Annotated in this window: 8 protein-coding genes; 4 read left to right on the top strand and 4 right to left on the bottom strand. The window is 66.0% G+C overall.

Features of this window, described 5'->3' with window-relative positions; genetic code table 11:
- Window positions 1-93 precede the first annotated feature (93 nt).
- Window positions 94-366 (top strand): hypothetical protein, encoded by a 273-nt coding sequence (locus tag GGR61_RS19865; RefSeq protein WP_184623568.1) that lies wholly within the window; start codon window positions 94-96, stop codon window positions 364-366.
- A gap of 124 nt (window positions 367-490) precedes the next feature.
- On the opposite strand, the gene GGR61_RS19860 is transcribed toward GGR61_RS19865, so the two are convergent.
- Complete coding sequence (locus GGR61_RS19860; RefSeq protein ID WP_184623566.1) at window positions 491-1,186, bottom strand: AIM24 family protein; 696 nt, start codon at window positions 1,184-1,186, stop codon at window positions 491-493.
- A gap of 557 nt (window positions 1,187-1,743) precedes the next feature.
- Window positions 1,744-3,417, bottom strand: a complete 1,674-nt coding sequence (gene treA / locus GGR61_RS19855) for an alpha,alpha-trehalase TreA (protein WP_184623564.1) — start codon at window positions 3,415-3,417, stop codon at window positions 1,744-1,746.
- A gap of 386 nt (window positions 3,418-3,803) precedes the next feature.
- Between treA and GGR61_RS19850 the strand changes: the two genes are divergently transcribed.
- Window positions 3,804-3,962, top strand: coding sequence for a hypothetical protein (locus GGR61_RS19850; RefSeq protein WP_184623562.1), 159 nt, complete (start codon window positions 3,804-3,806; stop codon window positions 3,960-3,962).
- Between the two features lie 715 nt (window positions 3,963-4,677).
- On the top strand, window positions 4,678-5,691 hold the full coding sequence (locus GGR61_RS19845; protein WP_184623560.1) for a hypothetical protein: 1,014 nt from the start codon (window positions 4,678-4,680) through the stop codon (window positions 5,689-5,691).
- A 313-nt stretch (window positions 5,692-6,004) separates the two neighbouring features.
- Here GGR61_RS19845 and GGR61_RS19840 read toward each other — a convergent pair whose 3' ends face one another.
- Together GGR61_RS19840 and GGR61_RS19835 are read right to left on the bottom strand one after the other, a co-directional pair.
- Window positions 6,005-6,943, bottom strand: coding sequence for a GAF domain-containing protein (locus GGR61_RS19840; RefSeq protein WP_184409509.1), 939 nt, complete (start codon window positions 6,941-6,943; stop codon window positions 6,005-6,007).
- 389 nt (window positions 6,944-7,332) lie between these two features.
- Window positions 7,333-10,212, bottom strand: coding sequence for a pitrilysin family protein (locus GGR61_RS19835; RefSeq protein WP_184623558.1), 2,880 nt, complete (start codon window positions 10,210-10,212; stop codon window positions 7,333-7,335).
- Between the two features lie 474 nt (window positions 10,213-10,686).
- Between GGR61_RS19835 and GGR61_RS19830 the strand changes: the two genes are divergently transcribed.
- Window positions 10,687-13,374 carry a PAS domain S-box protein gene (locus GGR61_RS19830; protein WP_326520646.1) on the top strand — a complete coding sequence of 896 codons (2,688 nt, stop codon included), beginning with the start codon at window positions 10,687-10,689 and terminating at the stop codon, window positions 13,372-13,374.
- Window positions 13,375-13,450: the final 76 nt, after the last annotated feature.

The raw sequence follows: 13,450 nt of genomic DNA, 5'->3' as shown, positions 1-13,450 counted from the left end.
GTGAGGTGGGTGGGGTGTGCGCGATACCTGCTCCGTTCTGCAAGCGGCCACGCCTCGGGAAGCGGCCTGTGAGGCGTCGAGACGGCGCGGTGAATGGACTGCGCGCCTTGTTTCAACGCACATGGTGTTTCGTACGTCTTCGACCGCGTCTTCGACGGCGTCGTTCGCTTCAATGCGTTGATGTGGTCACACGCTTTGCGCGTGTGGCGCTGGATGAGGGTGGTGTGTTGCGTGGTGTCGAAGGCTGCCCCCATCCGCCCTTCGGGCACCTTCCCCCGCGATGCGGGGGAAGGGATGCTGAGCGTTTGGTTTGAGGCGTATCGCGCGGTCGCGCAGCGCGTCGACGGGTATCAGGTATCGGTGTGATCAGCTGCCTACCGCTAACCGCTAACCGCTAACCGCTAACCGCTAATCCCCAATCCCCAATCCCAATTCCCAATTCCAATTCCCAATTCCCAATTCCCAATTCCCAATTCCCAATTCCCAGCCATCACCCCTTGGCCTGAAAACTCGCCTCTTCATACGGCTGCACCACCACCCAGCCTTCGCCGGTAAAACGCATCTGCAGGCTTTCGCCCGAGCCGCGACCGAACAGCGTGCCGATCGACACGTCGGTGACCAGCTCCGGGCTCAGCGTGCCCGACCAGGCCACGGTGGCGTTGGGGTCGGTGAATACCGGGCCGCTGGCGGCGGTGACCGGCAGGGTCAGCGGCTCGTAGTGCGAGGTGATCGCCACGATGCCGTGGCCGCTCAGGCGCACGTTGAACAGGCCGCCGGACAGCATGCCGGCCACCTTGCGCATCATCGTGATCTTGTGTTCGACACCGGACTCGAACGCCAGCACGTCGTTGCCGTTGACGAAGATCGCTTCGCCGTTCAAGCGTAGCAGCGTCACCAGCTTGCCGAGGTCGGCCAGATACACCCGGCCCTGGCCTTCGGCCTTCATCAGCTGCATGCCTTCGCCGCTGACGGCTTTTTTCAGCAGGTTGCCCAGGCCTTGCTCGAGCAGTCCCTCGCGGGTGAACTTGACGTTGCCGGTGCGCGCGACCATGGCGCCGGCTTTCGACCACACCATGCCGTCAAGGCGCACTTCCAGCAGATGCGGGTTTTCCAGTTCGAACGGATCGGGGCTGACGTCCTTTTCCTTGGAATGGGCGAGAAACTCGTTGAGCGTGCGTACGGCCATGGGTCCGTCCTGGAATGTGAAAGAGTGCGCATGATACGCGGCGCCCCGCATGTTGGCGGTCTACGCTGCTGTCAGGTCATGCCGCAGTGCCGGTGTGCCTCAAGGCGGCACACGCCGCCTCTGTCGCCGTAACACGTCAAACGCGCTCCCTCGACATGATCTGCGTCGATAACGGCGCAGATCGTCGGCCAGACGCCACGACGTGGATGCAGCTGTTTTGCATCGTTGAGTCAATGGCCTGTGCGCCGAATTGCGCCCCAAGCTGTGCACATGCCGTACTGAACCGTTGAAGGTGCGTGGCGCCGCTGCGGCCGGCGCCGGGATGCAGGACGCGGACGACCGCTGCTGCGAGCTGTCAGGCGTTCCTGCGAGTCTGTGTCTGGTTGCGTGTTCGGCGCCTGGGTGCGCTGACGCTCGCTCGCCGCTGCAACATGCGTTGTCTCATCATTGCGATGGTCGCGACGCGTGCGGGATTGTTGCCGTAGCCATCTGCTGGCGATACATCATCCGACGATCGCCAGCGATGCCGGGCAATGCCCGGCATCGCTGGCGCACACTCAGCGCGTGGCCGCTTCGGGCTTGCGCACGCGTTTTGCAGGCGCGGGGTTGCTCTCGGTGCCCGGATACAGATTCAACAGCATCAAGGTGACACCGTTGGTCCAGCCGAAGCCGTCCTGCAGCGCGTATTCGCCACCGCCGCCGCCGGCCGCGTCGGCCTCCAGGCCGTACTTTTCGACCAGCTTGTGCTCGCGTGCGAACAGCGCCTGCACCTGGGTGAGGAAGCGTTCGCCGATGGTGCGCGCCAGCGCGTCTTCGCCGTAGCGGCGCAGTCCGTCCACCGCGACCCATTGCAACGGTGCCCAGCCATTGGGCTCGTCCCACTGCTGACCGGTCTTCACTGCAGTGGTGGCCAGGCCACCCGGACGCAGCAGGCGCGCGCGCACGGTGCTGGCGGTGCGCTTGGCATGCGCGTCGGTGGCCAGGCCGGTGAACAGCGGATACAGCGCTGCGGCACTGACCTGGTCGCTGAGCTTGCGGGTCTGCCAGTCGTAGTCGGCGTAATACCCGGCCGCGTTCCACAGGTGCGCCTCGATGGCCTGCTTGCGCTGCTGCGCGAGCGCGGCGTAATCGAGCGTGCACTCGGCGCCCGGCTGCGCGCAGGCCTGCGCCAGGGTGCGTTCCAGGTGATAGAGCAGGCTGTTCAGATCGATAGGGATGATGGCGGTGGTGCGGATGGTGCGCAGGTTCTGCCCATCGCCGAGCCAGCGGCTGCTGTAGTCCCAACCGCTTTCGGCACCGGCGCGCAGGTCGCGGTAGACCTCGGCGGCGGGGCGGTCACCGGCCTCGGCGGCGGTGCGGGTGTCGTGTAGCCAGGCTTCCGGGCGCGGGGTGTCGCGCTCGTCCCAATAGCGGTTGAGCAGGCTGCCGTCGGCCAGGCGCACCACATGGCGCGCGGCCTGGCCGGGCTGCAGGTCGTCACCGCCCTGCATCCAGTAGGCGTATTCCTTTTGCAGTTGCGGCAGGTAGCGTTGGTAGACCGCTTCGCCTTCCACGCCGGCCTGCAGTTCCACCATGTAGGAGAAGAACGGCGGCTGCGAACGGCTCAGGTAATAGCTGCGGTTGCCGTTGGGGATATGCCCGTAGGTGTCGATCAGGTAGGCGAAGTTGTCCAGCATCTGGCGGCTGAGCGTGGTCTCGCCGCTCTTCACCAGGCCGAGCATGGTGAAGTAGGAATCCCAGTAATACACCTCGCGGAAACGCCCACCCGGTACCACGTACGGATGCGGCAGCGCCAGCAGGCTGCTGTACGGCGGCACGTGGGTCTGGCTGCGCACCAGCTTGGGCCACAGCAGATCGATGTGTTCGCGCAGCGCGGTGTCCTGGCGGATCGCGTCGGTCTGCACCGGCGGCGACTCTTCGAAATTGGCGTTCACGAACTTGCGCAGGTCGAAACCGGGGTGATCGTGCTGCGCCAGATAGTCGGCGTTGATCAGCGACGGGTCGCGCAGCGGCAGAAAGTCGACAAAGTGCTTCTGGTCGTCGAACAGCTCGCCGCTCTGCACCGCCTGGAACAGTTCCGGGTAGGCCAGGTCGGGCGTGGGCGGGGTAGCCGCCGGTGCGTTGACGACCGGTGTGTCCAGCGGCGCAGCAGTCAGCGTGCAGGGCGCGACGAACATGCTCAGCGACAGGCCAAGCAGCGACGTGCAGCACGGGGGCGCGGCAGAACTCATGGCATCTCCAGAGCGGGCAGTGACGTAAGACATGGTAAACGACCGAAGTAGCGGACGGGACCGGATGGCGGTGTCGGTGAACCGTCAGGCCTTGCCGGTAGACAACAAGATTCAACGAATCCGGCAGCGCTGCTGCCAGTGGCTGCGCTGTCAGGCCTATCATCGGCCCTGATCCATGCGGCTTGAGCAACGACGGCCTGTCACGGCTCGTCGAAGTGGCTGCAAGATGCGCGCCATTCAGCGCGGGCGATTGATCCGAAGCAAGCGCTGCAGCTGCAACGTGCCGGGCACTGCTGTCCTGGTGGCCGCGTCGAAGATCACCCCGCGCTCGCCCTGCGGGAGCGGGACGGCACGCAGCGCGCCAGAAGCTGCTTCCCTTGCGATCGGTGCGAACGGATCCGGGCAGTGTCGGCCACGAGATCCTGCGTGTGTTCGGTAACGGCAAGCAGCACATTGCGCGGCTGCGTCGGCTGCGTCTGCAGCAGGTGCTGGCGCGTCACGGCATGTCTGTCAGCGGTTGTATCGGCTTGAAGGCCTGCGGGTAACCGGCAAACGCCAACGATTAAGAGCGGCTAACAAAACGACTTCGCGTCAGCCTACTGCAGGCCGGCTATCTGCTGCCTGGTTGCAGGGGCCTTGCCCGCCCAGCGTCGCGGGACACGCTGCAAGTACGTCCTTGTAAGCTCTTACGCGGCATCCATGCCGCGTAAGGTCCCGCGACGCTGGGCGGGCAAGGACCAGTCGAGATGGTCGGCATGCATGGGTTTAAACAAAGCAACCAGCGGAGTCTCTGGTGCGGTGTCCTCGCCGCTTGCGGGACCGTGTGGCGGCATGGATGCCGCCACCGAGCCTCCAGGGATGGATTCACGGCGTGTCCCGCCAGCGGTGAGGGCACCGCGCATTCGACCCACGCAGTGTTTGATCTGGATTTCTGACTGCATCCACCAAGATACGACCGACAGAACCACTGCACTCACCGACAGGCGCTCGCTCGCCAGGTTTTGTTAGCTGCTCTAATTCAAGGACACACACGCAGAGCAGCGCGATATGCCGGACAGCGTACCGGCAAGGCACGTTTTCCGGTGTGTTCGGAGTGTTTTGGTTGCTGCACTGGCGCGCAATGTGAATGGCGTCTGGCGTTTTTTTGACAGACAACGAATTTCAAACGCGCGCAAACGGCGTGCCCGCTAGATTTGCGCGTCACGTACCGGGGTTTGCGGTGCTGTGCCCGCCTTTTCCATCTTATTGGTCTCCCGCATTGTGACTACCCGCAGGAAGGAAGCGCTTGTCCCGCATGTCGCCGCAATTGCGTGCACGGGCGCGATCCTGTTCTTTCTTGCCTGTCTGTTGCTGTATATGCCGCCGCCGCGCGAAACCCTGCAACACGATGACGGGTTGCAGGTGTATTTCGTGCCGCGTGCGCAATCGACGCCACCGGCGCCGGTGCAGCCACCGCCGCAGCGCGAGCGCATACCAAGCGCTGCATCCGCCGCGTCCGCTGCCGCGCGCAGTGCGCCGCCGCCTACCCGCACACCGCCGCCGCAACGGCAGGTGGCGGCGGCCACAGCGCCAGCCAACGAATCGATGGCCGCTCAGCTCTATACCCGCGAGGGACGCCTGCGCATGCCGCGCGATGCGCAAGTGGATGCGATGGCGCAACCCGGCAGCGCGGTGCCGCCGGGCATGGCCGATGAGCGCGCACAGGCCAAGGCGCGCAACGTGATGGAGCGGGTCAATCCGGTGCAGTACCAGGAGACGCGTTTTGCCAAGGACTGGAAGAGCGATGGCACGCTGGGCGATGTGGCGATGCAGGAAATGAATCGCGGCATGAAGAAGTTCAACGACACGATCAACGGGCCGCAGACCCAGGTGGCCAAGGCGCGGCCGCCGCCGGACGTGCGCTTCAATCCGGCGTTGGCGGAGAATCAGGCCGAGATGGGCAGCGTTGCCACCGGCGATGCCTACAAGGCGGCGCCGATCGCGCATGAAACGCCGCCCGACCTGAAGGGCGAAGCCAGCCGCCGTATCCGCGAGGCCATGGCGGCGCTGGAGCAGCGCAGTGCGCGTTGCGATGCGTCGCAGCGCAAATCCCTGTTGTCGCCGGTACGCACGCATCTGAGCGATCTTGAGCGTGCCGAGCACGCCTTGAACAACGGCGCCGACCCGGTGATGGCCGCACAGATGCTGCCGCGCCAGGCCGACAGCGCCTACGATCTGGCGCGCCGCGCGCTGTGGTATGCAGATCGTCAGTTAAAGCAGTGTGCGACCGGGTGAGATGCAGGCTTCGGGTGTGCGCGTTCTTCCGGCTTACTTGAGTTCCGGTAGGTAGTCGGCCCTCATCCGGTGCTGCGCGCCACCTTCTCCCGCGTGCAGGAGAAGGTAGCTTCGTCTGCGTGGTTCGCTTCCCTTCCCCCGCAGTGCGGGAGAAGGGAGTTTGGTCGGCGTGGTTTGTATCCTTCCCCCGCATCGCGGGGGAAGGTGCCCGAAGGGCGGATGGGGGCGCTGTTGCGGCGCAAAACCGTTACAGACGACCAGTCGCAACGACCGTCAGCGCGCAAAGCCCGAACCTGCACCCCACCACTCCGCCTCAACCGCCCTGCGCGAGGCTTTGTCGGTAGCGGTCCTTCTCCGCACTCAACGCCACTTCCGCACGCATAAACACTGGGCCGATCGCTTCATCCCCACGACTTGCGCGCGCTTCGCCGATCAGCACGGTGAGGCCGAGTGCATGTTGTTGATCGGCGATCTCACGCAGGCCTTGCAGCTTCTGTTCGGCATCCGGGCCGCGCAGCACCGCGATGAATTCTGCGCTGTCGGTGACACGGTCCACGCTGTCGCCGCCGCCTTGCACGTAGGCGGCCAGCGCCTTGTCCAGTTGCTGCAAACTGCGGCCCAGCAGACGCTCGCTCTGCTTTTCGACCAATGCGGCGAGTTCCTGGACTTCCAGGATCACCAGGTGATAGCCGGTGTCGGTGCTGGCTTGACTTGCAACCGGCGCAACCGGTTGCAGGATGGCGTCGCGTTCGAGTTGCAGTTCGCGCTTGCGCTCGTCCAATAGACGCATGGTGACGCGCGCCAATGCCTGCAGGCCGGTGCGTTGAATGTCGGTGAGGGTGCGCGGCTCGGTATCCAGCACGCACACCGTGCCCAATGCCACGCCATCGGGGGTGACCAGCGGCATGCCGGCATAGAAGCGTGCGCCGGTGTCGCCGGTGACCACCGAAATATCGGCAAAGCGCGCGTCCTGGGCCAGGTCGGGCACTTCCATCAGCTGCTCGGGGCTGCGGATGGCGTGATCGCACACCGCCTGGCTGCGGTCGGTCTGCTGCAGGCCCAGGCCGAGTTGGGCCTTGAACCATTGGCGGTCGCGATCGACCAGCGACATCAAGGCGATCGGGGTGTCGCACAGCGAGGCGGCCACCTGCACGACGTCCTGATAGGTGTCTTCGGGCAGGCTGTCGACGATGCGGTATCCGTCCAGGACCTGTTGGCGAGAGGTTTCGTCAGCCATGGGCATCTCTTTCATCGAAGTAAGTGCAACAAGCGCGAAGAAGTAGCCACGATACCGGTGCTGCCGGTAACGCGGCGTGGATAGCGGCCGCGCGCATCGGCGCGGCCTGAGACCGATGATCGACACCCGCATCCGGGCCGTCGCGTGCAACCGGGCGGGAATGCGTCAGGGGCGGTCCTGACCCTTGACGGACGACCGTGCTGCGAGCCGTTGCCGCGCTACCTGAGGCCTAGCGACGGTCCCGGTCGTCGCCGCCCGTGGACGTGTGGCCAGCGCGTAAACGCATCGTCCGGTGCGTGTGTAATGCATGCACCAACGCCGTTGCTGACGCGCAGAGACGGCAACGCCGCACACCGACCCGGCCACCCCGAAGGCTGTTCAGTCGGTGTGCGGGCCGCTGCCGTTCAGCGCTTGACCGGCTTGCCATCCACATCCAGCACCTGCACCTCGCCCAGCTTGAGCGCGCGCACCGGGGCCTCGATCTTCTTCAGGTCGCCCACGATCACCCAGGTCATCGCGTCGGGCTTGATGATCTGCGCGATGGCCTTCTGCGCGGCCGGCTGGTCGATCGCTTCCAGGCGCGGCTTGAGCGTCTGCACGTAGTCGTCCGGGCGGTCGAACTGCACGATGCCTTCGATCGCACCGAGCACGGCGGTGGTGGTTTCGTAGCTGCCGGGCAGGGCGCGGATGCTCTGGTTCTTGATCTTTTCGATCTCCTCGCCGGTCAGCGGTTTGTCGCCGACGATGGCGCGGGCTTCCTTGAGGATTTCGTTGGCCGACTCGGCGGTCTTGTCGGTCTGCACCGGTGCGGAGAACAGATACGGCCGTTGGCCCTGCGCATCCATCAGGCGGGTGCCTGCGCCGTAGGCCCAACGCTTGTTCTCGCGCAGGTTCATGTTCAACCGCGAGGTGAAGGTGCCGCCGAACGCATCGTCGGCCACGCCGATGGCCAGGTTGTCCGGGGTCTTGGTCGACGGTGCGAGCAGGCCGGCCAGGATCACCGACTGCGGCGCATCCGGCCGGTTGATCAGGTACACGCGCGGCTTGGGCTGTGCGGCCACCTCGACCAGGTTCTTCTTCGGCAGCGGGCTGGCCGGGGCCTTCCAGTCGCCGAAGGCCGCATCCAGTTGCGGGATGATCTGCGCCAGGGTGGTGTCGCCGGCAACCAGGATGCGCAGGTTGTCCGGGCGCAGCCACTGGTTGTGGAAGGCCTGCAGGTCCGTGGCATTGAGGCTCTTGATCGCCGCCTCGGTGCCGCTGCCGGTGAGCGGGATGCCGTACGGATGCTTGTCGCCGTACAGCAGCGGCGGCAGCGCACGCATGCCCAGGCTGGTGGGCTTGGTCTTTTCCTGCGCGATGCCGGCCAGCCACTGGCCACGGATGCGTTCGATGTCCGACGACTTGAACGCAGGGGTGCGCACGATGTCGGAGAACAATTGCAGCGACGGCTGCAGCTGGTCGTTGAGGGCATTGAGCGAGGCGCTGCAGCTATCCAGATCGCAGCCGACGCCGGTGATCGCGCCCAGGCGTTGCTTGCGCTGGGCCACTTCCACCGAATCCAGCGACGCGGTGCTCTCGTTCATCAGGGCGGCGCTGAAGCTGGCGGTGCCGAGCTTCTTGCCCTGGTCGGCGGCGTAGCCGGCGTCGAACAGCAGCTCGACCTGGGTGACCGGGATGGTGTGGCGCTCGGCCAGCACCACCTCGATGCCGTTCTTCAACGTGCCGCGCTGCAGTTTGGGGAAGCTCAGGTCAGGGAACTGGGTGGTCTTGGGCACGCCCGTGCTGCGATCCACCTTGGAAGCGACGACCTTGTACTTGCCGGCGGCGGGGAGCTTGGGCGCCGGCTTGCCCGGTTCGGCGGCGCGGGCGACCACCGCCTTGTCTTCGGCAGCCGGGTCGAACTCCTTGCCGGCCGGCAGCACGGTGAGCAGATAGTCGCCCTTGCCCAACCAGGTGGCGGAGGCCTGCTTGACGCTGTCCACGGTGGCGGCCTGGCCGCGCTGCAGATCTTTTTTGTAGGCGCCCGGGTCGCCGCGATAGACCTGGCCCTCGGCCAGGAGCACCGCCTTGCCGGTGAAGCCTCCGACCTTTTCCAGCCCACGCACGAAGCCGGCGCGATAGGCCACCTGCGCGCGCTGCAATTCGTCGGCCGTCGGGCCTTGGGCGATGAATTTCTTGAGTTCTTCGTCGATCACCGCTTCGACCTTGGCCGGGTCCACACCGTCCTTGACGTCGGCCTGGATCTGCACCTGGCTGGACAACGCAAACGGCTGCACCGAGGCGGACACGTCATCGACCAGCTTGTCCTGGTAGACCAGGCGCTGATACAGCCGCGAGGTCTTGCCGCCGCCCAGCACGGTGGTGGCCAGATCCAGCTGGATCATGTCGTCGGTGCCCAGCTGCGGCGCGGCCCAGGTGCGGTAGATGCGCGGCTGCGAGACATGGTCGTGCTGCACGCCGCGCTTCTGCGCGGCCAGCGGAGTGACCCACGGCTGCTGACGCGCCACCGGCTTGCCGGACGGGATATCGCCGAAGTACTGCTCGGCCTTGGCGCGCGCCTGCGCCACGGTGATGTCGCCGGCCAGCACCAGGGTGGTGTTGGCCGCGCCGTAATTGTCGTTGAACCACTGTTTGACATCGCCCAGCGAGGCCGCGTCCAGATCTTCCATCGAGCCGATGGTGTCGTGCTGGTACGGGTGATTGGCCGGGAACAGGTTGGACAGGATGTTCTGGTCCACGCGGCCATAGGGGCGGTTCTCGCCCTGGCGCTTTTCGTTCTGCACCACGCCGCGCTGGGTGTCGAGTTCTTGCTGGCCGATCGCGCCGAGCAGGTGACCCATGCGGTCCGATTCCAGCCACAGCGCGGTATCCAGTGCGGTGGTCGGCACGGTTTCAAAGTAGTTGGTGCGGTCGAACCAGGTGGTGCCGTTCATGTCGGTGGTGCCGACCTGCTCCAGCGGCGCGAAGAAGCTGCCCTTGTTGTTTTCCGAGCCGGAGAACATCAGATGCTCGAACAGGTGCGCGAAGCCGGTCTTGCCGGCCGGCTCGTCGCCGGAACCGATGTGGTACCAGATGCTCACCGCCACCACCGGCGCCTTGTGGTCTTCGTGCACCACCACGGTCAGGCCGTTGGGCAGGGTGAAGCGGGTGTAGGCGATGTCGGGAATGGCGCTGTTGTCCGCAGTCTTGGAGAGGCTGGCCGGGGCGGCCTGTGCGGCGGGCGGAACGGTACCGGCAGCGACGCCGAGTACGCCGGCGATCAACAAGGACAACGGACGCAGCATGTGACACTCCAGAGCAGGACAATCGGCCGAGGGTAGTAGCTGCCTGGCGGCGCCGCAAATGCTGTTCGGCGGGGCGCTGCGGCCAATGCCCCGATAGCGCCACCACGGCAGCCGGCGCTGCGGGCAGCGGCCAGGGTGCGGTGGGCATGCGGTGCGCCGGGCGCATGCCGATTCCCCGCGCGCCGATGGCGATCTGCCTGCCGTACGGTTGCCGTGGCGCGCGCTCCCGGCAAGGGCGATTCGCCATGCACGTGCGACATAGGCCGGGGGTGGCAGAGACTGCGGCATGCCGGACGTGCCGACTCGCGCGCCGATGGCGATTTGTCTGCCGCATGGCGGCGGGACCGCGCGTTCTCGCGCAATGGCGGTCCGTCGTGCACGCGCGGCGCACGCACGCGATGCGTCACTGCCTGCCAAGGGGCAGCGACGCATCGCGCGATCTACAGCGCTGGCGTTTTCCACTGCTCGCTCTTGATCGCAGACAAGCAGGCTCGGCCTTGGATCCTCAAGTTGCCGGTCGTTTCGCCGCTACCTGGGCCACCTCCCTTGACCACGTTGACCGCCGATCACGCCATGACCGTCCTGTCGCCGCCCGCGCCGATGCCTGCCAATGACGCCCTGCGCGTGGACGCGGTGCGTCGGCTGGGAGTGCTGGATACCGAGCCGGAAGCCGAATTCGACGACATCGCCTGGCTGGCGGCGCATGTGACCGGCGCGCCGATGGCGCTGGTGTCGCTGCTGGACGCCGACCGCCAGTGGTTCAAGGCGCGCTGCGGTACCGATCTGGACGGCACGCCGCGCAGCGCGTCGTTCTGTTCCTACGCGGTGATGGGCACCGAGCTGATGGAAGTGCCCGATGCCGAGGCCGATCCACGCTTTGCGCGCAATCCGTTGGTCACGGCCGCACCGGGCGTCCGCTCGTATGTGGGCGTGCCGCTGATCGGTCGTGAGGGCTATGCCTATGGCACCTTGTGCACGCTCAGCATGCAGGCACGGGTACTGGACGAACGCCAGAAACAGGCGCTGATCCGGCTGGCGCGGCAAGCCACCAGCCAGCTCGAAGCCCGACGCGACCGGCAGGAGGCGCAAGCGCAACGGCAGACCCTGAGCCGCCTGCTGGAGGCCATGCCCGATGGGGTGGTGTCCTGCGACAGCGAGGGGCTGCTGCGTGAATTCAATCGTGCCGCCCGGCAATGGCATGGCACCGATCCGCGCGTGATGCCGCCGACCGAATGGGCGCAGCATTTCGATCTCTACAGCGCCGATGGCAGCAGCCCGCTGCCCACCGATGCCATTCCGCTGCTACGCGCCTGGCGCGGCGAGCATGTGCGCAATGCCGAACTGGTGGTCCGTGCGAACGGCCAGCCTGCGCGCAGCGTGCTGTGCAATGCCGACCCGGTGGTCAGCGACCAGGGCACGGTCCTGGGCGCGGTCTGCGTGATGCACGACATCACCCAGCTCAGGGATGCCTCGGCCGCGCTTTCGGCCGAGCGTGCACGCCTGCAGGCGCTAGTGGACGCCTCGCAGGACGTGGCGATCATCACCTTCGATCCGCACGGTCGCATCGAGCTGTTCAATTCCGGCGCCGAACGTCTGTTGGGCTATAGTGCCGATGAAGTCGTCGGCACGCATCCTGCGCAGTTCCATCTGCCGGCCGAGCTTGAGCGGCATATGGCTACGCTGGCGTTGTCGCCGCCGTCGTATCTGGACCTGGTCGTCGCTGCCGCCGGCGATGTGCTGTGCGAAGAACTCTGGACCCTGGTGCGCAAGGACGGCGAGCTGCGCCGCGTGCGTCTGTGTTTCAACATCATCCACGACGCGCAGCAGGGCCTGGCCGGTTATCTGGCCATGGCCATCGACGTCACTGCCGAACTGCAGGCGCAAACGGCCGCTCAACTGGCCGCGCAGCACTTCAGCGGCGCCTTCGAAACCGCGCCGCAAGGCATGGCGATCGTGGCGCTGGATGGCGGCTGGCGCGACGTCAACCCGTCGTTGTGCAGCATCCTGGGTTACCCGCGCGAGCAATTGCTGCACACCACCTTCCAGACCATCACCCATCCCGACGACCTGGACATGGACCTGCAACTGGTGCAGGAGCTGATCGACGGCAAGCGCGACAGCTACAGCATGGCCAAGCGCTACATCAGCCAGCAGGGCGCGGTGATCTGGGCGCACCTGTCGGTGTCGTTGGTACGCGACAGCAGCGGGGCGCCGGTGCATTTCGTCTCGCAGATTCAGGACGTCACCGAACGCCACGTGGCGGCGGAGCGGCTGGCCGAGAGCGAGGCGCGTCTGCGTGCGATCAGCGATGCCACCCCGACGCTGATCAGCCAGTTCGATGCCGAGCAGCGTTGCCTGTTCGCCAATCAGGCGCATCGCGACTGGATTGGCGTGGACCCGGCCAGCCTGGTCGGCTGCCATATCACCCAGGTGCTGGGCGACGACCTCAGCACTGCCGCGCGCGCTGCATTGGCGCAGGTGGTCGCCGGGGAACACGCAAGGTTCGAACATGTGCTGCAGGGCGGCAGCGGCACGCGCGATGTGGAAATCAGTCTGGTGCCGGAAACACAAGGCGCCTCGACGCTGGTGCAGGGCTTCCTGCTGATGGCCCAGGACGTCACCGCGCACAAGGCGTTGCATCGCCTGATGCACGAGCGCGCCACCCGCGACGCCCTGACCGGCCTGCCGAATCGCCACGCATGGTCGGAAGCATTGCAGGGCGCGGTGAGCCATGCACAACAGCAGCAACGCGCGGTGGCGGTGATGTTTCTGGATCTGGACGGGTTTAAACGGATCAACGATCTGCACGGACATCGTGCCGGCGACGCCGTGCTGGTCGCATTCGGGCAGTGTCTGCAGCGTGCGGCGGGCAGCCGGTATCTGGTCGCGCGACTGGCTGGCGACGAGTTCGTGGTGCTGCTGGACGATCTGCAAGATCCGCAGGCCGACTGCGCGGCCGTTGCAGAGCGCATCCGCATCGCTGCGGCCGAGGGGGCGGTGTTCGGCGACCAGCACTTGCCGATCCAGCCCAGCATCGGCGTTGCCTGGCAGCACGGTGCACAGGCCGAGACATCCAGCCTGATGCACGCCGCAGACGAAGCGATGTATGCGGCCAAACGCGCACGCTTGCCGGACGGGCTAGTTGTTCAGTCCCGGCATTAGATGGATCGGATCCACCTTGAACAGATCGGGTTCGGATGTCCACTGTTTGCAGATGAATTCGTACGGTGTCAGACCT

It is taken from the genome of Xanthomonas sp. 3058 (assembly GCF_014199765.1).
GTDB lineage: Bacteria > Pseudomonadota > Gammaproteobacteria > Xanthomonadales > Xanthomonadaceae > Xanthomonas > Xanthomonas campestris_B.
Note: the sequence above shows the minus strand (reverse complement) of the source record. Positions and strands in the feature narration are given on the sequence as shown.